Raw genomic sequence first — 24,827 nt, 5'->3', positions numbered from 1 at the left:
CGGAGTTTTCGCGCGGAAAGCTCTTGTTCCATCCAGATCTTCAAATTTTATGCCTGTACGGCCCATCACTTCGGGGGGTGCGATCTGTTTTGTCCGCCTTGCCGACATGATCGGCCCGACCTGTTGGTCAGATCCCCGCCTCCAGCCGATCCAGCAGCACATCCAGCATCGCATCACAGCGTTCGATCTGGCTGATCTCGACATATTCGTCCGGTTTGTGCCCCTGCATCATGGAACCAGGGCCGCAGATGACGGTGGGAATATCCAGTTCCTGCGAGAAGAGCCCGCCCTCGGTGCCGAAGGCGACTTTGTTGGTCGAGTTCACGCCGGTCAGGGATTGCACGAAATTGACAACATCCGCCGTGCGGCTGGTGTCCAGCCCCGGATAGGAGAAGCTGATGTCGAATTCGATGGCGGCCTCGGGCGCGTGATCCTTTACCGCCGCAACGATCGCGCCGGCGCGGGTGCGGATATCGGACAGGATTGCCTGCGGGTCGTCCTGCGCCAGGTTCCTGATCTCGAAATCCACCTCGCAGAGATTGGGCACGATGTTGAGCGCAACGCCCCCGGTCATGCGCGCCGCGTGCACGGTCGTGTAGGGCACATCATAATCGCCGTCCTGAACGCCGTTGTCCCGCAGTTCCGCCTGCACGTCGCGCAACACCTGCACCAGATCACAGCCCAGATGCAGCGCGTTCATCGCCAGCGGTGCCAGCGCCGAATGCCCCTCGCGCCCGACACATCGCGCCCTGAGCGCGATCTTGCCCTTGTGGCCGGTGGCGACGGACAGGCTTGTCGGCTCGCCGACGATGCACATGGCGGGGCGCACCGGGGCGTCCTGCAGCAGGTCGATCATCGACCGCACACCCTGACAGCCGATTTCCTCGTCATAGGAAAACGCCAGATGCAGCGGCGATTTCAACTGGCGTTGCGCGGCTTTCAGCCCGGCGGCGAGGGCACAGGCCACGAAGCCTTTCATGTCGGTCGTGCCGCGCCCGTAATAGCGCCCGTCGGCTACCGTCAGCTCAAACGGGGGTCTGGTCCAGTCCTGCCCGTCGACCGGCACCACATCCGTATGCCCCGACAGCATGACCCCGCCCGTATCGGACGGGCCGATCGTAGCCAGCAGATTGGCCTTGGTGCCCTCGGCGTTCGGGATCAGCGTTGACCCGACACCGGCCTCGGCCAACAGATCCCTGACATAGGCCATCAGCTCCATGTTCGGGTTCCGGCTGACCGTGTCGAAGGCGATCAGGCGGGAAAGGATGTCGGGTGTCGGCATCGGTGGTGTCCTGGGTGATCCGGTTTCGTCAAGGAAGCGGGCGTTCCTGAGGAAGTTACTAACCCAATCCGGCGGGGCGCCGAAACCCAATAGACCAAAAAATCACCCGCAGGAGCAGGGCAGCGCCCCTGAGTTTCACGCCTTTTCGGGTCCGTGTCTTGGCCTATGGTGTCAACGAAATCCGGACCCGGACACATGGGCAAGAACAAACAGCACCCGCGAGGGGTGCTGTTCAATAGGCGACTGTCTTGAAGATCAGCCTTGGCGGCGGCGTCGGGCAATGCCACCGGCCAGGCCGAACATGCCAAGCGCGACAGGCAGCAGCAAGGCCGAAGCAGGCAGCGGCACGACAGCGACGTTGCCATCGTCGATCAATCCGGCGGCCTCGGCGGCCAACGGATCGTTCTCGGTGAGAACCAGCCTGAACGAACCATTATACTTTCGGCACTTCTCGACCGAGCTGTCGCAGTCTTGTTCGGTCGCACGGAAGCGGGTAAACAGGCCCATCAGGTCACGGTTCCTGCTGTTGGCACCGGTGCCGAACTGGGCTGCGAGCTTGCGGCGTTTCTTGCCGTCCCATTTGCTGCCGATCATCGACAGATCAAAGCTGGCAAGTTCGCCGTCGATCGAGGTCATCGTCCCCGATGTCATTTTGAAGAATGACCAGTCGTCGGTGGATGTGCGGCGACGTTTCTTGTAGACGCCCGGGTTCTTCGTGCGTTGATAGTTGATCGTGACTTCGAAGCCCTGGCCATCGGCGTTGCGCAGGATCCCTGTCAGCGTCGCCGTGTTGCCGTTGATCGTGAAGTTGCCCGCGCCATCCTTGGAGTTTTCGAACGAGAAGTGGTTCTTGCGAAAGCCAGTCGCGCCCTCCATGTGGTTGCGATACCCTCTGAGGCGCTTGGAGAACCCGGCCGAGCTGATCTGCTTGCCCTTCTTGCTGTAGAAGCTGGTTGCTGAATAGGACGCTGCCGAAACAGGTTCGGCTGCCAAGCCGGAAAGCCCAATGGCTGTTGCGGCTGCAAGTAGCGCAGTTCTCATAAACATCGTCACCCTCACACGTTATAAGTGCACTATTTTTCCGAGCGACCATGCCGGGCAATGGGGCGGGCTGTCAATGCGGAATCAGGGTAAATATCCCATAAAGCGGAATTAATTCCGGACGGAAGAGACAATTGGACAACATTTTAGGCAAATTGGATGGTTTGTTGATGGTTCGGAAACAACACTCGGGAAAATGCAACGTGAAGGGGAACCTGCCGAAGCGGATCGGTGTAGCTGCAAATCCATGCCCATAAGGGCAAGGCACCACCCGTCACGGAGACAGGTGGTGCTTTGCGATGCCGCAAAAATCTCAGGCCTTGCGGCGGCGGGCCACCCGACCGGCAGCGCCCAGCATGCCCAGGGCGGCGGGCAACAGCAGCGCACTTGCGGGCAGCGGGACGACACCCGAACCGCCGCCGGGTTCCAGCACGATGTTGAAGTCACCGTGATAGGACTGGCACTGATCGCCCAGGCAGTTCAGCTCACGCGCGGTAAACCACGTCGACAGGCCCAGCTTCAGCGGATCCTTGTCATTGGCGCCGACGCCGAACTGAACCTTCAGGCCATCACCGCGCATCTCGAGGTAGAAGCTGGCGATACCCGCGGTTTTCGAGATCAGCTGCGCGCTGGTGAAATCATAGAATTTCCACTGTGAGAAATCGGGGTTCGACCCGCCGACCGTCTTGTATTTGCCAGGGTCGGCAACCTCGATCAGGTTCAGGACCACGTCGAACCCCTGCAGCGCCGCGTTGCGGACGGTGCCGGTCAGCGTGGCGGTGTTGCCCGTGACGACAAAGGTGCCAAATGGGTCTTCGCCGGCCAGGGTATTCTCGAACAGGAAATGGTTCGACTTGCTGCCGGTCGCGCCCTGCGGGCCCGATCCGAACCAGGCCGAATGCTCGGGTGATCCATTCTCGTAGTGGCTGGTCGCGTGATAGATCGTCGCGGCGCCGGCTGTTGTGCCGGCAAGGCCGACTGCCGCCGCGGCGGCGACAAGGATAGTGCGTAGAAACATGGTGTACTCACTCGTTACAATACAGAACCGGGCCTTCCCTTGCCAAAGGACGCGGGCGCACGTCAATGGGGGTGCTTTGAAAACCCCAAAATCCACAAGAATTTCGCGTCAGGGTCGTGCAACCGTCGCAAGATTGGAAACGATCATTGGGCAGGGCGCGGATTGGTTGGCGAAGAAAGCCAATCCGCTACGCCGGGACAGGCATGATTCGACCCGTTTTGCCATTCGCGAACGCAGCGTCGCGTCGTGGCGCAACATCCGCTCTGGTCAACGCGCGGCCCCTGCGGTATCTGGCGGGAGCACATTTCCGGGGGTCAGATGTCTGAAACTGTTCCGTTCGAGAAACCGGGCCCGGTCGAGGCTGGTCTGCGCCAGTCGATCGCGCCCATCGAAGAGATCATTGCCGAGGCCCGTGCGGGCCGGATGTATATCCTTGTCGATCATGAAGATCGCGAGAATGAAGGCGATTTCGTGATCCCGGCCGAGTTTGCCGATGCGGCGGCCATCAATTTCATGGCAACGCATGGGCGGGGCCTTATCTGCCTGCCGATGAGCGCCGAACGGATCGAGGCGCTGCAATTGCCGATGATGGCGGTGAACAATTCGTCCCGTCATGAAACCGCCTTTACCGTGTCGATCGAGGCGCGCGAAGGCGTCAGCACCGGGATTTCCGCCGCCGACCGGGCGCTGACCGTGGCCACCGCGATCAACGATCAGAACGGCCCCGCCACCATCGCCACGCCGGGGCATGTGTTTCCGCTGCGTGCCCGCAATGGCGGTGTGCTGATCCGCGCGGGCCATACCGAGGCGGCGGTGGATATCTCGCGCCTGGCGGGACTGCATCCTTCGGGGGTGATCTGCGAGATCATGAAAGAAGACGGCACCATGGCCCGTCTGCCAGAGCTGGTCGAGATTGCCCGCAAACACGGCATGAAGATCGGCACGATCAGCGATCTCATCGCCTATCGCCACAAGCATGACAACCTGGTGCGCGAGGTTCGGCGCGAGGCCATCACCTCGTCCCATGGCGGCGCGTGGGAGATGCGGATTTTCGCCGATCAGATCAGCGGCACCGAGCACGTGGTCCTGACCAAGGGCGACCTGAGCGACGGCAAGCCGGTACTCACGCGCACCCACGCGCTCAACGCGCTGGAGGACGTGCTGGGCATCGGTCTGAAACAGACCACCAGCGGCCCCACCGGCAAGCTGCCCCGCGCGATGGAGATCATCGCCGCCGAGGGGCGCGGCGCCGTGTTCCTGTTCCGCCAGCCGCGGCCCAAGCTGGCCAGCGAGATGGAAGACGAGGACACGCCGCGTACCATCAAGCAGACCGGCCTGGGCGCGCAGATCATGCAGACCATGGGCCTGCACGAGCTGATCCTGCTGACCGACAGCCCCGATACCCGCTATCTGGGCCTTGATGCCTACGGTATTTCTATCACCGGCACCCGTGCCCTGAGCGAAGGATAAGATCATGGCCGAAAAGGAATATTCACTGCCCCGCGCCGAATTCGACCAACCGGTCAAGCTGCTGATCGTGGTGGCGCCCTTCTATCGCGACATCGCCGATAACCTGATTGCCGGCGCCAAGGCCGAGGTCGAGGCGACAGGCGCCACATGGGATCTGGTCGAGGTGCCGGGCGCGCTCGAGGTGCCCACCGCCATCGGCATCGCCGAGCGGATGTCGAATTTCGACGGCTACGTGGCCCTGGGCTGCGTCATTCGCGGCGAGACCACGCATTACGAGACAGTCTGCAATGACAGCTCACGCGGGATCACCATGCTGGGGCTGCAGGGGCTGTGCATCGGCAACGGCATCCTGACGGTCGAGAACCGCGACCAGGCCGAGGTGCGGGCCGATCCTGCGCGCATGAACAAAGGGGCAGGGGCGGCGGCGGCGGCCTTGCATCTGGTGGCGCTCACCCGTAAATGGGGCGCCGCACGCAAGGGGGTGGGATTCCTGCCCGAGGCGGAAGAATACAAGCTGGCCGGCGGCCTCGAGGATAATCCGAAAGCATGACACAGAAGCTCTCCGGCAATCAGAAACGGCAGATGAAATCGGCCGCGCGGCTCTATGCCGTGCAGGCGCTGTTTCAGATGGAGCATTCGGGCCAGACCGTGGATGCGGTGATGCACGAATTCGAGGATCACCGTTTCGGCGCCTCCTATGACGAGGGCGAGATGGCCGAGGGCGATGTCGGCCTGTTCGAGAGCCTGATGCAGGACGCGGTGAACCACCAGGCGCTGATTGACCAGATGACCGACCGTGCGCTGGTGGCGAAATGGCCGATCAACCGGATCGACCCGACCCTCCGCGCGCTGTTCCGTGCCGCCGGGGCGGAACTGACCCAATCCGACACGCCGCCGAAGGTGATCATCGTGGAATTCGTCGATATCGCCAAAAGCTTCTTCCCCGAGGGCCGCGAGCCGAAATTCGTCAATGCCGTGCTCGACCACATGGCGCGCGAGGCCAGGCCCGAAGCGTTCTGAGCGCGCATATCGCGCGATCCGGTTTCCCGGCCGGCCATGACGGGACCCCGTGTAACACATACCATCAGAGGCGGCACCCTCCGTGCACCTGCGCGGCGGGCCCGCCGGTTTGGTGCGCCCGCTGGTTTGCGGTACACTGACCTTTTAGCACAAGGTTATTGGAGGGGTGGTGATGTCAGACTCAGGCAAGAGTGACCGGATATCGGTACAGGATATCCTGGCAGAGCAGGGGATTCGCACTGCCAGCGCCGCGTCCGGGGACAGCAAATCGACCATCACCACCGGGCTTGCCGGCGGTGCGGACATGAGCAAGGGTGATTTTCTGGGCGTCGTGCTGGTGGGTGAACAACTGGGCAAGGGCCTGGGCCTGTCCAGCAAGAAGGAGGTCACGCGCCATTTCCGCGATCCCTATGACATCGTGCTCAAGGCGATGGTGCTGGCGATGTCCGCGGGCGACACGGGCCTGACCGCGGCCACCGACACACGGCGCGGCGCCATCCTGATGGGCGGGATGCCCAGCGACATCCTCTCCACCGGCGGGCGGGTCGAATTCGACGTTGTGGACCTGGGTCAGGACGGCACCGAGGTCATCGGCGCCAGCGAGATCAAGGGCCAGATGTTCGCCTGGGGCAAGGGCAAACGCACCCTGAACGGCGTCCTGGACGAGGCCGAACGCATGGCCCGGCGGCTCTAAACGCGTCGTTACGAGACCATTGTAGGGTGCGTGATTTCACGCACCATTGCGCGGGTTCAGAGGTGGGACATAGTGCGTGCGAGCACGCACCCTTCGCTTGCGGTGAAGTAGGAAGGGCGGCCAAAGCCGCCCGACTTTATAGGAAAAATCCGAGTATCGTCAGCAAGAGCGCGATAGTACCGATAACATCGGCGTAACGCACTCGCCCTTCCAATTTGAATGAAAACCGCATTGAGTTAGCCTCTAGCGATGCCCATCCGGATGAGCGTTAGAGTTCGCTCAGTATTTGTATCCCGCCCTTTAAAACGGCGGTTCGGCATGCTCCTATGATCACTTGGAGCTACCCTTTCGACGGTTACCCGCTCAGAGTATTCACGACATCCGTCGTGAGTTCTGTCGGACCGCCTTAGCCAGTCCGGGCTAGGAACCGACATAGCGCCGCTAAGCGCTTACGACTTCGGGCCGGGGCTTGTGGCTGCCCCATACGGGACCACTCACCCGACGCACGACCGTATGAGGGTCTCCATCGTCACCACAATATATAGTATCAAAGCAAGCGCGCTGCAATAGACCTACCGCGCAAACTTCTTGTGCTTCATCCGTTTTGGCTCCAGGGCATCCGCCCCCAGTCGCCGTTTCTTGTCTTCCTCGTAATCCTCGAAATTGCCTTCGAACCATTCCACGTGGGCCTCGCCTTCGAAGGCCAGGATATGGGTGCAGATGCGGTCCAGGAAGAAGCGGTCGTGGCTGATAACCACGGCGCAGCCGGCGAAATCCACCAGCGCGTCCTCGAGCGCGCGCAGGGTTTCGACGTCCAGGTCGTTGGTGGGCTCATCGAGCAGCAGCACATTGCCGCCCTCGCGCAAGAGCCGGGCCATGTGCACGCGGTTGCGCTCGCCGCCGGATAGAAGCGAGACCTTCTTCTGCTGGTCGCCGCCCTTGAAGTTGAAGGCCGAGCAATAGGCGCGGGCGTTGACCTCGGCATCGCCCAGCTTGATGATGTCCTGCCCGTCGGCGATGGCCTCCCACACGTTCTCGTTGGGGTTCAGGTCATCGCGCGACTGGTCGACATAGCTCAGCTGCACCGTGTCGCCGTATTCAACGCTGCCATCATCGGGTTTTTCCTGTCCGGTCAACATCTTGAAGAGCGTTGTTTTACCAGCGCCATTGGGGCCGATCACGCCGACGATGCCGCCTGGCGGCAGTGAGAAGGAGAGGTTCTCGATCAACAGCTTGTCGCCCATGTGCTTCTTGAGGCCCTCGACCTCGATCACCTTGTCGCCCAGGCGCGGGCCGTTGGGGATGACGATCTGGGCGCGGGTCAGCTTCTCGCGCTCGGACTGGCCGGCCATCTCGTTATAGGCCTTGATCCGGGCCTTGGACTTGGCCTGACGCGCCTTCTGGCCCTGCCGCATCCATTCCAGCTCGCGCTCCAGCGTCTTCTGCTTGGACTTGTCTTCGCGCGCCTCCTGCGCCAGCCGCTTGGCCTTCTGCTCCAGCCAGGCGGAATAATTGCCCTCGTAGGGGATGCCGCGGCCGCGGTCGAGCTCCAGGATCCATCCGGTGATGTCGTCGAGGAAGTAGCGATCATGGGTGACGATCAGGATCGTGCCCTTGTAGTCGATCAGGTGCTGTTGCAGCCAGGCGATGGTTTCCGCGTCCAGGTGGTTGGTGGGTTCGTCCAGCAGCAGCATGTCGGGTGCTTCCAGGAGCAGCTTGCACAACGCCACGCGGCGCCTTTCCCCGCCCGAGAGGGTTTTCACGTCGGCGTCATCCGGCGGACAGCGCAGCGCCTCCATGCTGACATCGATCTGGGCGTCGAGATCCCACAGGTTCTGGGCGTCGATCTCGTCCTGAAGCGCGGCCATCTCGTCGGCGGTTTCGTCGGAATAGTTCATCGCCAGCTCGTTGAACCGGTCGAGCTTGGCCTTCTTCGCGGCAACGCCCAGCATGACGTTGTCACGTACGCTGAGGCTCTCATCCAGCTGCGGCTCCTGCGGGAGGTAGCCCACCTTGGCGCCTTCCGCCGCCCAGGCCTCGCCGGTGAAATCGCTGTCAAGCCCGGCCATGATCTTCATCAGCGTGGACTTACCGGCGCCGTTGACGCCGACAACGCCGATCTTCACGCCCGGCAGGAAGCTCAGGTGGATGTTCTCAAAGCATTTCTTGCCGCCCGGATAGGCCTTGGAGACCCCCTGCATGTGATAGACATATTGATAGGCTGCCATGATCCAACTCCGCCATAGATGTTCGCTTGGGTTTACGGGGGCGTGCGGCGGGTTTCAACCTCTGCGGTGCGGGCGCGGACGAAATATGCCGCTGCCGGTTCCGGCATTGTTGTGCCCGCGGGTTTGGGCGATAGTGCGGCGAGTAACCGGCAGCCGGGGGACGCCAGGGATGCGCGCGTGGATTATCGGACGGGGCAGGTGGACGGCAGGGCTGTGGGCGGCGGTCCTGGCGCTGGTCGCGGCCTGCGACACGCTGCCGGTGCTGACCGAAACCGCGATCCCGGGGATGGCCGAAGCACCCGATACCGGCAGGGTTTTCTACGTCACCGATCGCGCGCCCGTCCAAGCGGGCCATCGGCGGGCGCCTTACGGGTTCAGGCGCAGCGCGTCGATGGCCTTTGGCGAGGCGGTGCTGGGCTTTGACCTGCTGGCAGCGGATTTCGATGACCGGGCCATCCGCGTCCGCGACGTTTCCGAGCAGGTGCGGTTTCCGGCAACGCCGCTGCCGATCATGCGCCGGACCGGGGCGATCAGGCCCGACGCGGCGGCGGTGACAGCGTATCAGGCAGCGGGCCGCGCCTTTCAGGACCAGGTGGCCCGCGCCCTGCAGGCGCGCCGCCAGGACCAGGTCGTGCTGTTCATTCACGGCTATAACAATGATTTCGACGACGCGCTGACCACCATGGCCAACATCTGGCAGGCGGCGGGCCGCTCTGCGGTGCCGATCGCCTATACCTGGCCTGCGGATAACCCCGGCCTTTTCGGGTATTTCCGGGATCGTGAAAGCGGCGAATTTTCAATCTATCACCTGAAGGAAACGCTGCGCCTGCTGGCCGGTGTGCCGGGGCTCAGCAAGATCCAGGTAATTGCCCACAGCCGTGGCACCGATGTGGCCTCTGCCGCCCTGCGCGAGATGATCATCGCGGCGCGTGCAGCGGGGCGGAACCCGCGGCAGGTGCTGAAAATCGACAATCTGGTGCTGGCTGCGCCCGACCTGGATTTCGGCGTGGTTCGCCAGCGCCTGATCGCCGAGGATTTCGGCCCGGCCTTTCAGACCATCACGGTCTATATGAACCCGACGGACGAGGCACTGGGGCTGGCCCAGGTGGTGAATTCCGGTCAGCGGTTCGGGCGGCTTGCCTATGACGAGCTGAGCCTGATCGAACGCCAGCAACTGCATCAGGCGGATAATGTTCACTTCGTCGATGTCAGCGGCGTGGTGTCGCCGCGCGGCCATTCCTATTTCCGCGAAAATCCCGTGGTCCTGACCGATATCGTGACCTTGTTGCAGACCGATGCCGCGCCGGGCAGCCCGGCGCGCAACCTGAGCCACCTGGGAACGAATTTCTGGATGCTTGAACAATTCCCCGCTACCACCTTCGTGCCGGTGGATCGGTAATGGATGATGCGGAGATCATGATCAGCACAGGCATCGACTTGGCGCGTGCCACGCCGCCCGCACGGGCCGGCCAGGTGATCGGCCTGCTGGGCGGGTCGTTCGACCCGCCGCATGAAGGGCATGTGCACCTGACGCGCGAGGCGCTGAAACGCTTCGGGCTGGATCGGGTCTGGTGGCTGGTCAGCCCCGGCAATCCGCTGAAGGCACGCGGTCCCGCGCCGCTGGAACAGCGCCTGTCGGCCTGTCGTGCGGTCATGGATCATCCGCGCGTCGCGATCAGCGATTTCGAGGCCCGCGCCGGTACGCGCTATACCGCGCAGACCCTGGCGGCGCTGCAGAGCGTTCACCCCGATGTGCGTTTTGTCTGGCTGATGGGGGCGGACAACCTGGCGCAACTGGATCAGTGGCAGGATTGGCGCTGGATCATCGAGAATGTGCACATGGGGGTCTTGGCCCGCCCCGGTCAGCGGATTTCGGCCAGGATGTCGAAACCCGCGCGGATCTACGCACATGCCCGCCTGCCGGGCCGGATGAGCCAGCTGCTGGCCCGTTCCGGCACGCCGCGGTGGTGCTTTGTCAACATGCCGATGCGGGCGATTTCGTCGACGCGGTTGCGGGCACAGGGCGGCTGGCCGTCTGTTCCGGCACGGTGACCGTCGTGCAACTGCCGCAGATTTGAACGGTATGTGAGGTGGAAAGCGGATTGTCTGCCTGGCCCGCCTGAGGTTATTTTGCGCCCATGAGCAGGAATTTTTCGAGACGCGCGATCCTGGGCGGCTTGCTGAGCGGTGCGGCCAGCGCCGCCTTTGCGCGCGCGCCAGAGGTATCGCTGCGGCCGCAACTGCGCCCGGACGGGCCGCGGCCTGCCCTGGCAAACGGTGCCGAGGTCCTGATCCGCGAGGCCAATCTGGGCGGGCGCGTCGGCTGCGCCGTGGTTGATGTGAAATCGGGCAAGTCGCTGGAAGGGGTAAATGCCGCCTCGGGCCAGCCGCCCGCCAGCGTGACCAAGGCGGTAACGGCGCTCTATGCGCTGGATGCGCTGGGGCAGCACTACAGGTTCAAGACCCGGCTGCGTGCCACCGGGCCGGTGACCAACGGCATTCTCGAGGGTGATCTGGTCCTGGCGGGCGGGGGCGACCCTTCGCTTGATACCGACGGTCTGGCTGAGATGGCGCAATGGTTGAAAGCGACGGGTGTGAACGAGGTCAGGGGCAGGTTCTTGGTCTATGGCGGGGAGCTGCCCTTTACCCTGGCGGTTGACGAGGATCAGCCCGACCATGTGGCCTATAACCCGTCGGTTTCGGGCCTGAACCTGAACTACAACCGGGTGCATTTCCAGTGGAAGCGCGGCAACAAGGATTACACCGTCACGATGGATGCGCGGACCGCGAAATACCGCCCCGACGTGACCGTCGCGCGAATGCAGGTGTCGGACCGCAAGGGGCCGGTTTACACCTATGAGGATGGCGGCAGCTATGACAGCTGGAGCGTGGCGCGCAGGTTCCTGGGCAAGAACGGGTCGCGCTGGTTGCCGGTGCGCAAGCCCGAGGCCTATGCCGGCGAGGTGTTCAGGACGCTTGCGCGGTCACACGGCATCGTGCTGGCCGCGCCCGAGGTGGTGCGGGCCGATCCGGGCGGGCGGGCGTTGGTGACGCGACAAAGCGAACCATTGCCGGAAATTCTGCGGGAGATGCTGAAATACTCGACCAACCTGACCGCGGAACTGGTCGGCCAGATGGCGAGCAAGGCGCGCATCGGGCAGGTGGACTCGATCCGGGCATCGGCGCGCGAGATGTCCTACTGGGCGCGTGAAACCCTGGGGATGAAGGGCGCGCGGCTGGTCGATCACTCCGGGCTGGGCGGGATGTCGCGCCTGTCGGCCGAGGCGATGGCCCGGGCGCTGGCGGCCGTGCACAAGAACGGCCAGCTGAAGCCGCTGCTCAAGCCGATTGCGCTGAAGGATGCCAACGGACGCCGGAACCGGAACCACCCTGTGAAAGTCGCCGCCAAGACCGGGACGCTGTATTTTGTCAGTGGGCTTGCGGGTTACATGACCGCGACCGACGGGACCGAGATGGCCTTTGCCATCTTTGCCGCCGACACGAAGCGCCGCGACGCCCTGCCCAAGAAGCTGGGCGACAGACCGCCCGGCGCGTCGGGCTGGAACAGCCGCGCGAAGAAGCTGCAGCAAAAGCTGATCGAACGGTGGGGAACCGTCTACGGCAGCTAGTGGCCGGGAAATGCCGCCGTGCCGTTCGGATCGCCCGGATCAACGGCGCAACAGTGTCGATCACCCCCGAGTATTTCAGGAACGGTGAATGCACCGGCGGATCTTTTCGGCAATTTCTGCTTTGTCGCGCGAAACGGACCCAGAGCAGGCGCCGCGGGGGATCACTTTTCCAACAGAAATTTGCGCTTGCGGCGCATTGGTTCTTCCAACCCGCGCGTGAAGGGCTTAGATACAGTTGATGAAATTCCCGGGGCTGCGCAACGATCGCCCCGAGCTAGGGAGAAAACAACATGCTGAACAATATCGGCCTTCCGGGCCTTCTGCTGATTGCAGTTGTCGTGCTGGTACTTTTCGGGCGCGGCAAGATCTCATCGCTGATGGGTGAGGTCGGCAAGGGCATCACCTCGTTCAAGAAAGGCGTTGCCGAGGGCAACAAGGAAATCGACGATGCCGGCAAGGACGCTGCGGATACTGCCAAGGACGTGACGCCCGAAGACGAAAAAGACAAGGCCTGACCCCTGAATGTTCGACCTTGGCTGGACAGAGCTGCTGCTGATCGGCATCGTGGCGCTGATCGTTGTCGGGCCCAAAGACCTGCCCGGCATGTTCCGGGCGGTGGGCAATTTCGTCGGCAAGGCCAAGGGGATGGCCCGCGAATTCAGCCGGGCGATGAACGAGGCGGCGGATGATGCCGGTGTCAGCGATGTGACCAACACGCTGAAGAAAGCCAGCAACCCGATGAACAGCGCGCTGGACGAGGTCAAGAAAGCCACCAGCTTTACCGAGCAGACGATGAACAGCGGCAAGCCCAAGGACGGCAAATCGACACTGTCGCCGGAACGTCAGGCCCAGGCCGACAAGATCCGCCAGAAGGCGGCCGAAAAGGCGACCGAACGCCTGGCGGCCGAGGCGGCCAAGGAGACCGACGTCAAGACCGCCAACAAGCAAGCCCCGGCCAAGCAAGCCCCGGCCAAGAAAACGGCGCCCAAGAAGACGGCCACCAAGAAATCGACCGCTGCCCGGACATCCGGCAAACCCGCCACGGCACCCAGGAAGCCAGCAAAGAAAGCGGCGCCCCGGAAACCGGCAGCAAAGAAAACCGCTGAGGGCGACGCATGAGCAATGCCGATGAGATCGAAGACAGCTCGGCCCCGCTGATTGAGCATCTGGCGGAATTGCGCACGCGGTTGATCCGCTCGGTCCTGGCCTATATCGTCGGGATCGTCTTGGCTTTTGTGGTGGCCGAACCGATCCTGCAGTTCCTGCTGCAGCCAATCGAAGCACAACTGCGCGAACTGGGTGATCCGGCGCCTACGCTGCAGTATACCAGCCCGCAGGAATACCTTTTCACGCTTTTCCGCATCTCGATGGTGTTCGGGTTTGCGCTGGCCTTCCCGGTAATCGCCCACCAGATGTGGCGGTTCGTGGCGCCTGGCCTCTACAAGGCGGAAAAGAACGCCTTCCTGCCCTTCATCATCGCCTCGCCGGTGATGTTCATGCTGGGCGCGGCCTTCGCGCATTTCGTCGTCACGCCGCTGGCGATGGCGTTTTTCCTCGGGTTTGCCGATGTCAGTTCGATCTTCGCCAACCTGTTGTCGGGAACGGTGGAAGAACTGCCGCCCGATGCCGCGGTGGTGCCCGAGACCCAGGATGGGGTGCGCATTACCTTCTTCGGCAAGGTCAATGAATCGCTCGACATCACGCTGAAATTCATTGTGGCCTTCGGCCTCTGCTTCCAGCTGCCGGTGTTGCTGACACTGATGGGCAAGGCTGGACTGGTGAGTGCCGCGGGCCTCGCCGGTGTCCGCAAATACGCGATGGTGGGGATACTGGTGCTGGCGGCGCTGGTGACGCCGCCGGATGTGGTCACCCAACTTATCCTCTTCGTGGTGGTCTATGGGCTCTACGAAGTGTCGATCCAACTGGTCAAACGGGTGGAGAGGCAGCGCGAGGCGCGGATGCGGGCCGAAGGCACGTGGTTCGAGGACGATGATGACGATCTCGACGACGAAGCGCTCGACGACGAAGAGCTGGCCGATGAGGAATTGGCCGACGATCTGGTCGAGGATGGTCCGGACGCCGAGGAGCCCAAGGCGTGAGCAATGCACTTGAGCGGATTGCAGCAGCGCTGGAGCGCCTGTCGCCCGCGCCGCTCAGACAGCCTGATTTCGATGCAGCTGACGCCTTTGTCTGGCATGTGGAGCCGGACCGGCTGCAACCCGTCGCAGACGTCAACCGCGTGGATATGTCCCTGCTGGTCGGCATCGACCGGTCGCGCGATACGCTGCTGGAGAATACGCTGCAGTTTGCCCGTGGACTGCCGGCCAATAACGCGCTGCTCTGGGGCGCGCGGGGGATGGGCAAATCCTCGCTGGTCAAGGCGGTGCACGCCGCCATTCGGTCACAGGGGCTGGCGCTGAAGATCGTGGAGCTGCAGCGCGAAGACCTGACCAGCGTGGGGCGGCTTCTGAACCTGCTGCGTGGCAGCACGGCGCGGTTCCTGCTGTTCTGCGATGATCTGAGTTTCTCGCATGACGATCAGCATTACAAATCGCTTAAGGCGGTACTCGATGGCGGTATCGAGGGGCGGCCGGACAACGTCGTGTTCTACGCCACCTCGAACCGCCGCCACCTGATGCCGCGTGACATGATCGAAAACGAACGCTCGACCGCGATCTCACCGTCCGAAGCGGTCGAGGAAAAGGTCTCGCTCAGCGATCGCTTCGGCCTCTGGCTGGGATTCCACCCCTGCGATCAGGACGAATATCTGCGCATGATCCGGGGCTATTGCGACGCCTACGAAGTCGAAATCGACGACCATACACTGCGCGCCGAGGCGATCGAATGGCAGGCCACGCGCGGTGCCCGCTCGGGCCGGGTGGCCTGGCAGTATTTCACCGATCTGGCAGGGCGGCGCGGCGTTTCCTTCTGACCGGGTGCGCTCTCTCGGACTGCACTGCCTCCATCGCCGGACCGTTCCATGCAACATTGTCTCCGGCGGGAGTACTTGCAGCAAGCTGAAGCAGGGCGTCCTCTTTCATCTTGCCCGAAATACTCCGGGGTTTGGGGCAGGGCCCCAAGGCCTGCGCGGCCCGAGCGCAAAACGCATCTGCGTGAGCGGCGCGAACGCCTCTTGGAGGTGCCTGGGAATGGGCCGGTCAGCCCAGATAAGGTATCGGGTCGACGCTGTCGAACCCTTCGCGCACCTCGAAATGCAGCGCGGCGGTTCCCTCGCGGCGAATCTCGGCCAGTTTCTGACCGCGAGTCACCTGGTCGCCCTTTTTCACCGCGACATTGCCCACGTTGGAATAGACCGTCAGCAGGTTGTCGTCATGTTTGACGACGATGATCGGGATGCCGTTGGTATCTTCGGTGATGGCTGCGACAACGCCCGACGCGGCGGCCCTGACCGTCGAGCCGGGATTGGCGGCAATGTCGATGCCTTCGTTCTTGCCTTTCTGATATTCGCGGATGATATCGCCGCGAACCGGCATTCCCATGCGCGACTGCTTCGCCGACGCCTGGGTTCGGGTTGTCCCCAGGTCGGGCGCGGTAGCGGTTTTCTTGACCGGGCGCGCGGCGGGTTTGGTATCCTGCGAGGGCAGGGGCTGCGTGCTGCTGGGAGGCAGCGGCGTGGGCGTGCCTTCGCCTGGGGCGCTGGCAGCGTCGAACGGTTCGGTCTCGCTACCGGGCAGAGCCACGGGAATCAGCAAATACTGGCCTTCACGGACCGAAAAATCACTGCCGAGGCCATTCCAGTCGGCCAGGCTGCGGATCGAGACATTGTAAAGACGCGCGATGGTAAACGCGGTCTCGCCCCGCTCGACCTTGTGACGAACCGGTTCCGCGCCGGTCTGGGCGGCGGGTTCCAGCGCCGTGGTCGTGACCTGGGTTGATTGCGCATTGTCGAGCGCGCTGCCGGCGATGGAGGTGATCTGGGAATTCGGCGGCTGGATCGGGCCGCCGGCGGGTTCGGCCACACGGCCCGGCAGCGCGACGATTTCGCCCTGGCGCAGGACATCGCCGGTCTGCATGCCGTTGAAGCGGGCCAGCTGCTCGGCATCGGCGCCGACGCGGGCGGCCAGGCTGGCAACGGTATCGCCGCGTCGGGCAACGACGACCTGGTAGCCGGGATAAGAGATGACCCCACGGCCATCCGGCTCGGGCCGGTCGGCCGTGGCGTTTCGGGCCGCCTCGGCGGTGTTCGGCGCCCTGCCGCCGCGCAGGTCGAAATCCAGCGGCGTGTCGCAGGCGCTGAGCGCCATCAGGGCGCTGCCGGCAAGAACCAGGGCGGGGCGTGTCGTAAAACTCATTGCTCGTGTCCTCGTGCTCTGCCCCTTGTTGCCGGGGCTTTGCTTGCGCTTTTAGTCCTCGTTACGTGTCCTTGCCAAGGCCCTCGACCAATGGCACGAAACGCACCGGTGCCAGTTCATCGTAGTCGAAGCCCTGATCGGTGCGCGAGACGCGGATCAGGTGCTGCACGGCATCGGACTGGCCCACCGGCACCACCATGATACCCCCGATCTTGAGTTGCGCCAAGAGCGGTCCGGGCGGATCTTCGGCGGCTGCGGTTACAAGGATACGGTCGAACGGGGCCTGGTCGGGCAGCCCGAAGGAGCCGTCGGCCACAAGGGTGGTGATATTGGTAAGGTTGAGATCGTTGAAAATCGCGCTGGCCTCGGTCACCAGGCGCTTGTGGCGATCGACGGTATAGACGCGGCGGGCGAGCTGGCTGAGAATCGCGGCCTGGTAGCCCGAGCCGGTGCCCACTTCGAGGATCTTGTCGCGCGGCTCGATCCTCAGCGCCTGGGTCATCAGACCCACGACCGAGGGCTGGCTGATGGTCTGGCCGCAGGCGATCGGCAGGGGCATGTCCTCGTAGGCGCGCTGTGAAAAGAGGCCCCGGATGAAGGGGCCGCGATCGATCTTCTCCATGGCCGACAGAACCCGCGCATCGGTCACGCCCTTGGAACGCAGCGCAAATAGGAACTGCATCTTGCGTTGGGCGATATCGTCGTCTTCGTCGCTCATTCGATGGCTTTCAGCGCGTCCAGCGTATCATGGGCCGTCAGGTCGGCGCGCATCGGCGTGACCGAGATGTAGCCCTGCAGGTTCACATCGGCATCCGAGCCGGGCATGGTCGGCTGCTGCTGAGGCGCGCCCGTGACCCAGAGGAATCGGCGGCCCGAGGGCGACATATGCGGCTCGACCCCGAAACCCATGTCGCGGCGAAACCCCTGGGGGGCGGCGCGCAATCCCTTGACGTCCGCGGCCGGTACCGGCGGGAAATTGACGTTGTAGAAGATCCCGTATTCGTCTTCGGTCCATACGCCCTTGTCGAGCAGGCGGCGCAGGGTTGGCAGCCCATGCGCGCGGGCGGCCTCGAACGTGTCGTCCAGGTCGCGGTTCGCGGGCCCGTAATACTGGCTGAGGGCGATGGCGGGGACACGCTGAAGCGCGGCCTCCATCGCGGCGCCCACGGTTCCGGAATAGACCGCGTTTTCGGCCGAGTTGTTGCCGCGGTTGACCCCGGACAGCACGAGATCGGGCGGCGTGTCCTTGAGGATGTCGTGCACGCCCACCAGCACACAGTCGGCGGGGCTGCCCTGGACCGCGAAGCGGCGCGGGCCCATCTGGCTGACCATCATCGGCTGGGTGTAGGAGATGCAGTGGCCGACGCCGGATTGCTCGAAGGCGGGGGCGACGGTCCAGACCTCGCCGTCCGGGCCGGCGAGCGCGGTGGCGATGCCGTGCAGCACCTCGAGCCCGGGAGCGTTGATGCCGTCGTCATTGGTGATGAGAATGCGCAAGATTTTTGCCCTTTTGTGCCTTGAGCCTTAGTAGCGGGGGCGGTGCACAGGGGCAAGCGTCGGAACGCCCTGCTTGCGCACCCGTCGCGGGGCGCAAACCGGTGGGGATCAGCAGATGTCCTGCAGAAGCCGCCGCGCCTCGGCGCGGGGATCGGCCAGCGGCGCGCGATCCTCGCCGGGGAAGAACCGCGCGCGGGTGGCAGTGGGCATCGGCACTGGCGTCAGGATGTGAACCTTCGGCCCGGTGCTGGCGGTTTCCGCCTGCCAACTGCGTGCCAGCGCGATCTGCGCGGATTTGGTGGCCCCGTAGGCGCCGAAGAATTTCGCACCTGCCTGAGCGTCCTCAAAGAAGATCGCGGTGCCGGTTTCGCCCAGGAGCGGTGCGATGAAGGGGATCAGCTGGCCCGTCGCGGTCACGTTGCAGGCCACGGATTTATCCCAGTCGCGGGCATCCAGATGCGCGGCAGGCGACAGTGGTGCGGCATGTACCGCCGTATGAGCCCAGACGTCCAGCGCCCCCCAACGGTCATGGATCGAGCGGCAGAGCTGCGCCATTGCATCCGGGTTGGTGATGTCCATCGGCGCCAGCGTGGCCTGGCCGCCGGCGGCCTGGATGCGGTCATCCAGTTCCTCCAGCGCGCCGGTGGTGCGGCCAACGGCCACGACGTGATGGGTTTGCGCCAGCACCTCGGCCAGCGCGGCACCCAATCCGCGCGATGCACCGGTTACAAGGGCGGTTTTGGAAGGATTCCTGTCGGTCATGAAGGTGGAAATCACACCCATTGCGGTAATAATCAAGGGCATTCGCTTGACTTTCTCGCACCTGCGGCGAAAAAAGAAGGTCAATGGAGACATATTTGAAGAGGGGCACAGCATCATGCACGATACTGTTCTGAGCAAGGCCATCATTGGCCAGGAAACTTTGCTGAAAAAGGCGGCTCTGGTATTGGGCGGCACGCTGTTCATCGCCATTGCTGCACAAATCTCGGTTCCGTTCTACCCGGTACCGCTGACGATGCAGACATTGGCCATCCTGATCGTCGGCCTGACATTCGGCTCGCGTTTGGGTGCGGTTACGCTGACCGCCTACCTGGCCGAGGGCGCGATGGGCCTGCCGGTCTTTGCGAATGCCGGTTCTGCCGCGGCGCTGATCGGACCCACTGCCGGTTTCCTCTTCGGCTTCGTCGGCATGGCCTGGCTGGCCGGTCTGGCGGTTGAAAAGGGCCTGGCGCGCGGTGTGGTTTCGACCGCAATTGCCGGTATCGTGATCTCGGCGCTGCTGTACATTCCGGGCGTGGCCTGGCCGATGGCGATCGCCGAGACCGCCGGCATGACCGGCAAGTGGGTCGGATCGTCGGCTGACGTGATCTGGACCTACTGGGTCAGCCCGTTCCTGTTGGGCGATGCGGTCAAGGCAGTGATTGCCGCGATGGTCGTCTGGGGCGGCTGGAAGGCGCTGAACGCCCGCAAAGGCTGAGCTATTGCCGCCATGACATTCCTGACGCCGCTCCATTGGGGCGGCGTCTTTGTTTGATGCCGACCGGCTGCCCGGCAAGACCGCCGCTGTTCAGTCCTTCAGCGGATACCGGTCAGGTTCTTCAAAAACGTCGATGACTTTCGTGCCGGACCTGATCGAAGCGCCATGTTCGGCACCAGTTGGAATGGAATAGCTGTCCCCGGGCCTGTAAACCTTGGTTTCGCCGGCAATGGTAAGCTCGATCTCTCCTTCGATGACGGTCCCCCATTGCGCGCCATGTGCATGCAGGGGAAGTTCCATATCCTTGAGAAAGCTGAAGAAAACGACCAGACCTGCGTCGGAGCGAACCACCGCCGTTTGCACGACATCGTCGGGAAAAGGGATTTCAATGCCGGGAAACGCCTTGATGAAATCCGGGAAGGACATGTTTACTCTCCCTTTCTGTCAAACCGTGATGATGCGCCCTGCCTTGCAGTAAACGCCGATATTGGTGGCGTTTGCAACTTGCATGACGATCCGAGTCCGCCGCCGAAACGTGACTTGCCGGGGTGCCTAGGACCCCGAATGCAGGTCGGCCAAAGCTTGCTCGCACAGCCCCAGTTCAAGCCACTGGCAGCCCTGACACAGGGTTTGCAGCGATCCAGGCGGCACGCGTTTGACGATCCGGCGCTTGGCCTCGGCCCAGGTGATCCGTGTGCCGTCAAACAGGCCAAGCGCGCGGGCGTGGCGCATATCGAGCGCCGAAATCTTTTCCTGTTCGGTGCACAGCGTGCCGCGGCGCTTGGGGCAGGGGGCGCAGATGTCATCGGTCACGCCCGTGACCTCGATCAGCGTGTCATCGCCGCCCGGCGCGCGCAGCGTGTCCACCACGATCCGGGACATGTTGGCGGTGAACCCGTCGGAATAGCCCTTGCCCTGAAACCCGAGCGAGCAAAGAAAATGATGCGGACGGTATGTAATGACAGGCGGGGTCATGATCGCAGCATGTGCCCGCAAAACAACCCGCTTGTCAAACGCCGCCGATGGTCAGTTTGCGCGTTTGGCCGTTCAGCGTCAGCATCACCACCCCGTCGTCGATCGCCGCGACCCGGCCACGCCCCACCCGGTCGCCGGTGGTGACGCTGGTGATCCTGCCGCTGCTGTATCGGATCAGGGCGCGGACCTCGTCGGGTTTGACGACGGTGCCAAGTAGGGTCGCCCAGGATTGGCGCAGGGCGTTTTCATCGGTGGCGGCGCGCAGGGTTTCCTGCGGCGTTTCGGTTTGGTCGGACATGGACGGTGCCTTGAAGTGACCGGGCGCGCTTTGGCCCGCGTTGACGCGCAGTGATGTGCGCGGCGGGCGCATAGCAGGGAGATCGGGGAATGAAAAGATCGGGCTGGCAAACACTCAGCGGATTTATGCCGCATTGCAGCATAAGGTGGATTCGTGCCCGTTCAACTCGCCGCGGGGATTATTCGGCGGCCTTCAGCTCGAACCCTTTTTCGATCATGTCGGATGGCGTCACCGGATATTCGCCCGAAAAACAGGCGTCGCAATATTGCGGGCAGCCCTTGTCGCGGCCCTTCGCCTCGCCCACGGCACGATACAGACCGTCGAGCGAGATGAATTTCAGGCTGTCCACCGCCAGATGTTCGCGCATTTCCTCTTCGGACATGGTCGCGGCCAGCAGTTTCTCGCGGTTGGGCGTGTCGACGCCGTAAAAGCAGGGCCAGGCGGTGGGCGGGCTGGCGATGCGGAAATGCACCTCCTTGGCGCCGGCATCCAGGATCATTTCCTTGATCTTGCGGCTGGTGGTACCACGCACCACGCTGTCATCCACCAGGATCACGCGCTTGCCCTCGATCAGGGCGCGGTTGACATTGAGCTTGAGCCGCACCCCCATGTTGCGGATCTGCTCGGTGGGTTCGATGAAGGTCCGGCCCATATACTGGTTGCGGATAATGCCCATCGCGTAGGGAATGCCGCTTTCGTGGCTGAAACCAATGGCGGCCGGCGTGCCGCTATCGGGCACGGGACAGACAAGATCGGCCTCGACGGGGGCTTCGCGCGCCAGTTCGATACCGATCTGGTGGCGGGTTTCATAGACGCTGCGGCCGCCGATGATGGAATCCGGCCGTGAGAAATAGACATGCTCGAAAATGCAGAACCGTGACGCCTGCTTGCGGAAGGGGTAGTGGCTTTCGACACCCTTGTCGGTGATCACGACCATTTCGCCCGGTTCGATCTCGCGCACGAATTGCGCGCCGATGATGTCGAGCGCGCAGGTTTCGGAACTCAGCACCCAGCCTTCACCGACCTGGCCCAGGACCAAGGGCCGCACGCCCAGCGGATCGCGCACGCCGATCAGCTTGGTGCGGGTCATCGCCACAACCGAAAACGCGCCTTCGACACGGCGCAGCGCGTCCTCCATCCGCTCGGGGATGGTGCGCTGCAGGGACCGCGCCATCAGGTGAATGATACATTCGCTGTCGGATGAGCTTTGGAAGATCGACCCACGTTCGATCAGTTCCTTGCGCAGCGCATCGGCATTGGTGATGTTGCCGTTATGGGCAATCGCCGCGCCGCCCATGGAAAATTCACCGAAGAACGGCTGCACGTCGCGGATCACGGCCCCTTTGGACCCGGCGGTGGAATAGCGCACATGCCCGATCGACAGCGGCCCGGGCAGGGTTTCCATCAGCGATTGCTTGGTGAAATTGTCGCGCACATAGCCAAACCGGCGCGCCGAGTTGAAGCCATGTTCCGGGTGATGACAGACAATTCCACCGGCCTCTTGCCCCCGGTGCTGCAAGGCGTGCAGGCCAAGGGCCACGAAATTCGCGGCATCGGTCAGGCCGATGACGCCGAATATGCCGCATTCCTCGTGAAGTTTGTCATCGTCGAAGGGATGGGCGGGGGGCATCTGTTTGGACAAGAGGGGCAGCTCCGAATCCGTTTACGCGCGATTTGAACCGTACATAAGCACTTGGGTACAGTATGTCACGAAACTATCATAAAGTCTGCCCGTATGTGGCTGGCTTGCGTCCATGACATCGGCTGCGATGGATATGGTTTATCCTAGATGGGGCCGCAAGAGCGCCGCATCGGATTTCCGCAACGTCAATGCCGCGCTGCGGCCAAAGCTCTGCAATCCCGATTCGAGCGACGGAAACAGTGCCAGCAATTCCCTGCGCTGGTCACCGGTGACGCCCGCCAGCGCGTTTGCCGACAGGAAAAAGCTTTCGGACAGGGCGCCGTTGGATTGGATGATCTGATGGCTGTCGAACATCAGGTGGGTATAGCGGATCGTGCCGCGTTCCCGGATGGCCACCCCCGGCAGGCCGCACAGGTGTTTTGCGGCAATAAGAACTTCGGACTGGCCAAACAGTACCTCGGCCTGGGCCGAGGCGAAAAAGATCCGATGTTCCTGTGAGACAACGAGTTCGGCATCATTGCCGATGCTGCCGGGGGGAAAGATAACAGGGGCAAACGCCCCTGTGGCGGAAACCGTGGTGGTGCCGATCCAGGTCACGGGCATGGCGTCGTGTTCGCGGGTCCAGACCATCTGGCCGGCGGTAATCTCCTCGATCGGCACGTCGCTGTCCGGGGTTCTGATCCTGGTTCCCGGGCCGAAACAGGTGACGAAGCTGTTGTAGCGAGACGTGCCGGTATTCGACCCGCCGGTCTTGATATAGCTGACCCCGTCCTGCAGTTGGGTGTCGCTGGCAAATCCCCAGATGTCTCCGGTCACGCCGCCTTGCGACATCACGGTGATGGTGATGGTCGGGCCGATGGGGTTGCCGCCCGCGTCAAGGGCGCGCAATTCGATCAGGGATTCCGCCTCGACCCCGGTACCGTTGGCCACGATCCCGCCGCCATCGGTAATCACATGGTTGGCCGCGTCGTCATCTTCGAACCGGTTTCGGCGTCCGCCAGTGTCATTCAGCGTAACGGTGGTGCCGCCGCCGCCGGAATAGGTGAAAACGGTGCCATCGGGCGTGTCTGAGTTGTTGATGACCGGATTGCCGACAATCAACGGGTTTGAGCTGACGTCGACCACGAGGCTGGCGCTGTCGAATGCGAAAAAGCTGCGAAGTACCATTCAGAACACCATCAAATTTCCAGGATTCAGAACCACTTATGGTCAGATTCTGCACTGGCAGGCCCATCTTAGACGAAAAAACCGCAGTTTCTTCTCGTTCGCGATGATTTAGGCGGAAACCGGCCAGTTGAGCCAGCGGCAAGGCGTGGAACATGGCCGCCCCGGTGTGGGCGCGGCCGTGTTCCAGGGGGGTCGGGTCAGGCCGCAAGGGCGTGCAGACGCTCGGTTTCGTCGGTGTCCAACAGGGCCAGCAGGATGCGCGCTTCGGCGTTGGTGAGGGCACGGAAGAACCCATCGCCCTTGCCTGATTGCGCGGCACAGCGCAGCAGCGTCCCGGAATTGGCGAACACGGCCTCTTCGGTGTCGAACGTCACTTCGACGGCGACGGTGCCGGGCACGCAATCCACCTGCCGCGTGCCGCGGAAACCCTGCAGCGCGGTGGCGGGCACCAGCACATAGGGCGTGTCATAGAGATCTTCGGCGTTGTCGTCGAAGATCATCACGTGCTGATCGCGGGTCAGAAAGATGTCGGCGCAGTTGTTCAGCGCGCCGCCGGGCACATGCCACAGCTGGGTACCGGCGGTCAGGCGGATCTGGCGCAGGCCGGCGATCGGGGCAAGACCGCCATCAAAGGTGTAAACCGCGTCCCCGAGGGACAGCCGTTCCACCGGCATCCAGCCCGCCTGCGTCTCGACCATGGTGCCGGCGGTCAGGGCCGGTGCGGGGATGATCTGACGGGGCGTTTCGGCAACGTCCGTGGCGGGTTCAAAACTGGTGAAGGCGGTCGAATGATTGAGAAGCATGTGACTGTTTCCTTGGGCTAGATGCGTTTCGTTGTCTGCCATCCAGCAAGGCCCCGGAATCTGCCATAATTCCGACACTGTCAGGGCAATAAATCGTCAATATTTCCATATGGTCGCCAGTCACCGCATCAGGGCACCATTCCGCCCGGGATGCGAACGCCGGGTAAGCAGCTGTTAACCACGAACAGCGGTTTCGGCCCAAAAAACAAGGTGTTGGCCGCAATTTTACCTGATTCGAATCATCGTGATTCTGCCGCGGACAGCCGCCTGGAG

The 24,827-nt window shown here is 63.1% G+C and carries 26 protein-coding genes; 12 read left to right on the top strand and 14 right to left on the bottom strand.

All coding sequences use genetic code 11. The features are described 5' to 3' along the window. Positions 1–127: 127 nt before the first annotated feature. The 3 genes from argE to AAFO92_RS09015 form a co-directional block, all read right to left on the bottom strand. On the bottom strand, positions 128–1,282 hold the full coding sequence (argE, locus tag AAFO92_RS09025; RefSeq protein WP_347534403.1) for an acetylornithine deacetylase: 1,155 nt from the start codon (positions 1,280–1,282) through the stop codon (positions 128–130). Between the two features lie 255 nt (positions 1,283–1,537). Next, complete coding sequence (locus AAFO92_RS09020) at positions 1,538–2,329, bottom strand: VPLPA-CTERM sorting domain-containing protein (RefSeq protein ID WP_347534402.1); 792 nt, start codon at positions 2,327–2,329, stop codon at positions 1,538–1,540. Between the two features lie 307 nt (positions 2,330–2,636). Beyond that, the gene (locus tag AAFO92_RS09015; RefSeq protein ID WP_347534401.1) at positions 2,637–3,341 is read right to left on the bottom strand and encodes a hypothetical protein; all 705 of its coding nucleotides are present in this window, start codon (positions 3,339–3,341) and stop codon (positions 2,637–2,639) included. 318 nt (positions 3,342–3,659) lie between these two features. On the opposite strand from AAFO92_RS09015, the gene ribB reads away from it, so the two are divergent. The 4 genes from ribB to AAFO92_RS08995 all read left to right on the top strand — a co-directional run bounded on the left by ribB (position 3,660) and on the right by AAFO92_RS08995 (position 6,525). Beyond that, on the top strand, positions 3,660–4,811 hold the full coding sequence (gene ribB, locus AAFO92_RS09010; protein WP_347534400.1) for a 3,4-dihydroxy-2-butanone-4-phosphate synthase: 1,152 nt from the start codon (positions 3,660–3,662) through the stop codon (positions 4,809–4,811). Positions 4,812–4,815: 4 nt separating this feature from the next. Further along, entirely contained in the window at positions 4,816–5,361 is a 546-nt protein-coding gene (locus AAFO92_RS09005) for a 6,7-dimethyl-8-ribityllumazine synthase (RefSeq protein ID WP_347534399.1), read from the top strand. Then, positions 5,358–5,831, top strand: coding sequence for a transcription antitermination factor NusB (nusB, locus tag AAFO92_RS09000; protein WP_347534398.1), 474 nt, complete (start codon positions 5,358–5,360; stop codon positions 5,829–5,831). The genes AAFO92_RS09005 and nusB overlap by 4 nt, the downstream gene beginning before the upstream one ends. A gap of 172 nt (positions 5,832–6,003) precedes the next feature. After that, positions 6,004–6,525: a hypothetical protein gene (locus AAFO92_RS08995; protein ID WP_347534397.1), complete on the top strand. Its 522-nt coding sequence runs from the start codon at positions 6,004–6,006 to the stop codon at positions 6,523–6,525. Between the two features lie 572 nt (positions 6,526–7,097). Here the strand turns inward: AAFO92_RS08995 and ettA are convergent. Next, on the bottom strand, positions 7,098–8,753 hold the full coding sequence (gene ettA, locus AAFO92_RS08990; RefSeq protein WP_347534396.1) for an energy-dependent translational throttle protein EttA: 1,656 nt from the start codon (positions 8,751–8,753) through the stop codon (positions 7,098–7,100). Between the two features lie 169 nt (positions 8,754–8,922). Here ettA and AAFO92_RS08985 point away from each other — a divergent pair, with 169 nt between their 5' ends. The 7 genes from AAFO92_RS08985 (at position 8,923) to AAFO92_RS08955 (ending at position 15,314) form a co-directional block, all read left to right on the top strand. Continuing rightward, a complete protein-coding gene (locus AAFO92_RS08985; protein WP_347534395.1) occupies positions 8,923–10,152 on the top strand; it encodes an alpha/beta hydrolase in 1,230 nt (409 codons plus the stop codon). Then, positions 10,152–10,805, top strand: a complete 654-nt coding sequence (locus AAFO92_RS08980) for a nicotinate-nucleotide adenylyltransferase (RefSeq protein WP_347534394.1) — start codon at positions 10,152–10,154, stop codon at positions 10,803–10,805. Before AAFO92_RS08985 ends, AAFO92_RS08980 begins: the two co-directional genes overlap by 1 nt. Before the next feature lie 86 nt (positions 10,806–10,891). After that, positions 10,892–12,382 (top strand): D-alanyl-D-alanine carboxypeptidase/D-alanyl-D-alanine-endopeptidase, encoded by a 1,491-nt coding sequence (dacB, locus tag AAFO92_RS08975; protein ID WP_347534393.1) that lies wholly within the window; start codon positions 10,892–10,894, stop codon positions 12,380–12,382. A 290-nt stretch (positions 12,383–12,672) separates the two neighbouring features. Beyond that, on the top strand, positions 12,673–12,897 hold the full coding sequence (locus AAFO92_RS08970; protein ID WP_347534392.1) for a twin-arginine translocase TatA/TatE family subunit: 225 nt from the start codon (positions 12,673–12,675) through the stop codon (positions 12,895–12,897). A gap of 7 nt (positions 12,898–12,904) precedes the next feature. Beyond that, a complete protein-coding gene (tatB, locus tag AAFO92_RS08965; protein WP_347534391.1) occupies positions 12,905–13,501 on the top strand; it encodes a Sec-independent protein translocase protein TatB in 597 nt (198 codons plus the stop codon). Beyond that, on the top strand, positions 13,498–14,481 hold the full coding sequence (locus AAFO92_RS08960) for a twin-arginine translocase subunit TatC (RefSeq protein WP_347534390.1): 984 nt from the start codon (positions 13,498–13,500) through the stop codon (positions 14,479–14,481). Before tatB ends, AAFO92_RS08960 begins: the two co-directional genes overlap by 4 nt. After that, positions 14,478–15,314: an ATP-binding protein gene (locus AAFO92_RS08955; protein WP_347534389.1), complete on the top strand. Its 837-nt coding sequence runs from the start codon at positions 14,478–14,480 to the stop codon at positions 15,312–15,314. Before AAFO92_RS08960 ends, AAFO92_RS08955 begins: the two co-directional genes overlap by 4 nt. 226 nt (positions 15,315–15,540) lie before the next feature. On the opposite strand, the gene AAFO92_RS08950 is transcribed toward AAFO92_RS08955, so the two are convergent. The 4 genes from AAFO92_RS08950 to AAFO92_RS08935 all read right to left on the bottom strand — a co-directional run bounded on the left by AAFO92_RS08950 (position 15,541) and on the right by AAFO92_RS08935 (position 18,954). Then, complete coding sequence (locus AAFO92_RS08950) at positions 15,541–16,695, bottom strand: peptidoglycan DD-metalloendopeptidase family protein (RefSeq protein WP_347534388.1); 1,155 nt, start codon at positions 16,693–16,695, stop codon at positions 15,541–15,543. 61 nt (positions 16,696–16,756) lie between these two features. Next, complete coding sequence (locus AAFO92_RS08945) at positions 16,757–17,413, bottom strand: protein-L-isoaspartate(D-aspartate) O-methyltransferase (protein WP_347534387.1); 657 nt, start codon at positions 17,411–17,413, stop codon at positions 16,757–16,759. Beyond that, a complete protein-coding gene (gene surE, locus AAFO92_RS08940) occupies positions 17,410–18,192 on the bottom strand; it encodes a 5'/3'-nucleotidase SurE (RefSeq protein WP_347534386.1) in 783 nt (260 codons plus the stop codon). Before surE ends, AAFO92_RS08945 begins: the two co-directional genes overlap by 4 nt. Before the next feature lie 108 nt (positions 18,193–18,300). Continuing rightward, positions 18,301–18,954, bottom strand: a complete 654-nt coding sequence (locus tag AAFO92_RS08935; RefSeq protein WP_347534936.1) for an SDR family NAD(P)-dependent oxidoreductase — start codon at positions 18,952–18,954, stop codon at positions 18,301–18,303. Between the two features lie 115 nt (positions 18,955–19,069). Here AAFO92_RS08935 and AAFO92_RS08930 point away from each other — a divergent pair, with 115 nt between their 5' ends. Further along, positions 19,070–19,669, top strand: coding sequence for a biotin transporter BioY (locus AAFO92_RS08930; protein ID WP_347534385.1), 600 nt, complete (start codon positions 19,070–19,072; stop codon positions 19,667–19,669). A 90-nt stretch (positions 19,670–19,759) separates the two neighbouring features. On the opposite strand, the gene AAFO92_RS08925 is transcribed toward AAFO92_RS08930, so the two are convergent. From AAFO92_RS08925 to AAFO92_RS08900, 6 genes are all read right to left on the bottom strand, one after another. Further along, on the bottom strand, positions 19,760–20,095 hold the full coding sequence (locus tag AAFO92_RS08925; RefSeq protein WP_347534384.1) for a cupin domain-containing protein: 336 nt from the start codon (positions 20,093–20,095) through the stop codon (positions 19,760–19,762). A 126-nt stretch (positions 20,096–20,221) separates the two neighbouring features. Continuing rightward, the gene (locus tag AAFO92_RS08920) at positions 20,222–20,644 is read right to left on the bottom strand and encodes a DUF1284 domain-containing protein (RefSeq protein ID WP_347534383.1); all 423 of its coding nucleotides are present in this window, start codon (positions 20,642–20,644) and stop codon (positions 20,222–20,224) included. A gap of 34 nt (positions 20,645–20,678) precedes the next feature. Next, entirely contained in the window at positions 20,679–20,942 is a 264-nt protein-coding gene (locus tag AAFO92_RS08915) for a hypothetical protein (protein WP_347534382.1), read from the bottom strand. Positions 20,943–21,120: 178 nt separating this feature from the next. Further along, the gene (gene purF, locus AAFO92_RS08910; RefSeq protein WP_347534934.1) at positions 21,121–22,572 is read right to left on the bottom strand and encodes an amidophosphoribosyltransferase; all 1,452 of its coding nucleotides are present in this window, start codon (positions 22,570–22,572) and stop codon (positions 21,121–21,123) included. 150 nt (positions 22,573–22,722) lie between these two features. Further along, positions 22,723–23,751: a Hint domain-containing protein gene (locus AAFO92_RS08905; RefSeq protein WP_347534381.1), complete on the bottom strand. Its 1,029-nt coding sequence runs from the start codon at positions 23,749–23,751 to the stop codon at positions 22,723–22,725. Positions 23,752–23,948: 197 nt separating this feature from the next. Beyond that, positions 23,949–24,554, bottom strand: coding sequence for a Hint domain-containing protein (locus AAFO92_RS08900; RefSeq protein ID WP_347534380.1), 606 nt, complete (start codon positions 24,552–24,554; stop codon positions 23,949–23,951). Positions 24,555–24,827: the final 273 nt, after the last annotated feature.

Source organism: Roseovarius sp. CAU 1744 (assembly GCF_039839345.1).
In the GTDB taxonomy this organism is placed as follows: domain Bacteria; phylum Pseudomonadota; class Alphaproteobacteria; order Rhodobacterales; family Rhodobacteraceae; genus Roseovarius.
This window is presented reverse-complemented; position numbering and strand designations above follow the sequence as displayed.

What these genes read in the sequence shown, in the direction of transcription:
- argE (WP_347534403.1), bottom strand. Translation starts at nt 1,282, where the DNA reads ATGCCGACACCCGACATCCTTTCCCGCCTGATCGCCTTCGACACGGTC.
- AAFO92_RS09020 (WP_347534402.1), bottom strand. Translation starts at nt 2,329, where the DNA reads ATGTTTATGAGAACTGCGCTACTTGCAGCCGCAACAGCCATTGGGCTT.
- AAFO92_RS09015 (WP_347534401.1), bottom strand. Translation starts at nt 3,341, where the DNA reads ATGTTTCTACGCACTATCCTTGTCGCCGCCGCGGCGGCAGTCGGCCTT.
- ribB (WP_347534400.1), top strand. Translation starts at nt 3,660, where the DNA reads ATGTCTGAAACTGTTCCGTTCGAGAAACCGGGCCCGGTCGAGGCTGGT.
- AAFO92_RS09005 (WP_347534399.1), top strand. Translation starts at nt 4,816, where the DNA reads ATGGCCGAAAAGGAATATTCACTGCCCCGCGCCGAATTCGACCAACCG.
- nusB (WP_347534398.1), top strand. Translation starts at nt 5,358, where the DNA reads ATGACACAGAAGCTCTCCGGCAATCAGAAACGGCAGATGAAATCGGCC.
- AAFO92_RS08995 (WP_347534397.1), top strand. Translation starts at nt 6,004, where the DNA reads ATGTCAGACTCAGGCAAGAGTGACCGGATATCGGTACAGGATATCCTG.
- ettA (WP_347534396.1), bottom strand. Translation starts at nt 8,753, where the DNA reads ATGGCAGCCTATCAATATGTCTATCACATGCAGGGGGTCTCCAAGGCC.
- AAFO92_RS08985 (WP_347534395.1), top strand. Translation starts at nt 8,923, where the DNA reads ATGCGCGCGTGGATTATCGGACGGGGCAGGTGGACGGCAGGGCTGTGG.
- AAFO92_RS08980 (WP_347534394.1), top strand. Translation starts at nt 10,152, where the DNA reads ATGGATGATGCGGAGATCATGATCAGCACAGGCATCGACTTGGCGCGT.
- dacB (WP_347534393.1), top strand. Translation starts at nt 10,892, where the DNA reads ATGAGCAGGAATTTTTCGAGACGCGCGATCCTGGGCGGCTTGCTGAGC.
- AAFO92_RS08970 (WP_347534392.1), top strand. Translation starts at nt 12,673, where the DNA reads ATGCTGAACAATATCGGCCTTCCGGGCCTTCTGCTGATTGCAGTTGTC.
- tatB (WP_347534391.1), top strand. Translation starts at nt 12,905, where the DNA reads ATGTTCGACCTTGGCTGGACAGAGCTGCTGCTGATCGGCATCGTGGCG.
- AAFO92_RS08960 (WP_347534390.1), top strand. Translation starts at nt 13,498, where the DNA reads ATGAGCAATGCCGATGAGATCGAAGACAGCTCGGCCCCGCTGATTGAG.
- AAFO92_RS08950 (WP_347534388.1), bottom strand. Translation starts at nt 16,695, where the DNA reads ATGAGTTTTACGACACGCCCCGCCCTGGTTCTTGCCGGCAGCGCCCTG.
- AAFO92_RS08945 (WP_347534387.1), bottom strand. Translation starts at nt 17,413, where the DNA reads ATGAGCGACGAAGACGACGATATCGCCCAACGCAAGATGCAGTTCCTA.
- AAFO92_RS08935 (WP_347534936.1), bottom strand. Translation starts at nt 18,954, where the DNA reads ATGACCGACAGGAATCCTTCCAAAACCGCCCTTGTAACCGGTGCATCG.
- AAFO92_RS08930 (WP_347534385.1), top strand. Translation starts at nt 19,070, where the DNA reads ATGCACGATACTGTTCTGAGCAAGGCCATCATTGGCCAGGAAACTTTG.
- AAFO92_RS08925 (WP_347534384.1), bottom strand. Translation starts at nt 20,095, where the DNA reads ATGTCCTTCCCGGATTTCATCAAGGCGTTTCCCGGCATTGAAATCCCT.
- AAFO92_RS08920 (WP_347534383.1), bottom strand. Translation starts at nt 20,644, where the DNA reads ATGACCCCGCCTGTCATTACATACCGTCCGCATCATTTTCTTTGCTCG.
- AAFO92_RS08915 (WP_347534382.1), bottom strand. Translation starts at nt 20,942, where the DNA reads ATGTCCGACCAAACCGAAACGCCGCAGGAAACCCTGCGCGCCGCCACC.
- purF (WP_347534934.1), bottom strand. Translation starts at nt 22,572, where the DNA reads ATGCCCCCCGCCCATCCCTTCGACGATGACAAACTTCACGAGGAATGC.
- AAFO92_RS08905 (WP_347534381.1), bottom strand. Translation starts at nt 23,751, where the DNA reads ATGGTACTTCGCAGCTTTTTCGCATTCGACAGCGCCAGCCTCGTGGTC.
- AAFO92_RS08900 (WP_347534380.1), bottom strand. Translation starts at nt 24,554, where the DNA reads ATGCTTCTCAATCATTCGACCGCCTTCACCAGTTTTGAACCCGCCACG.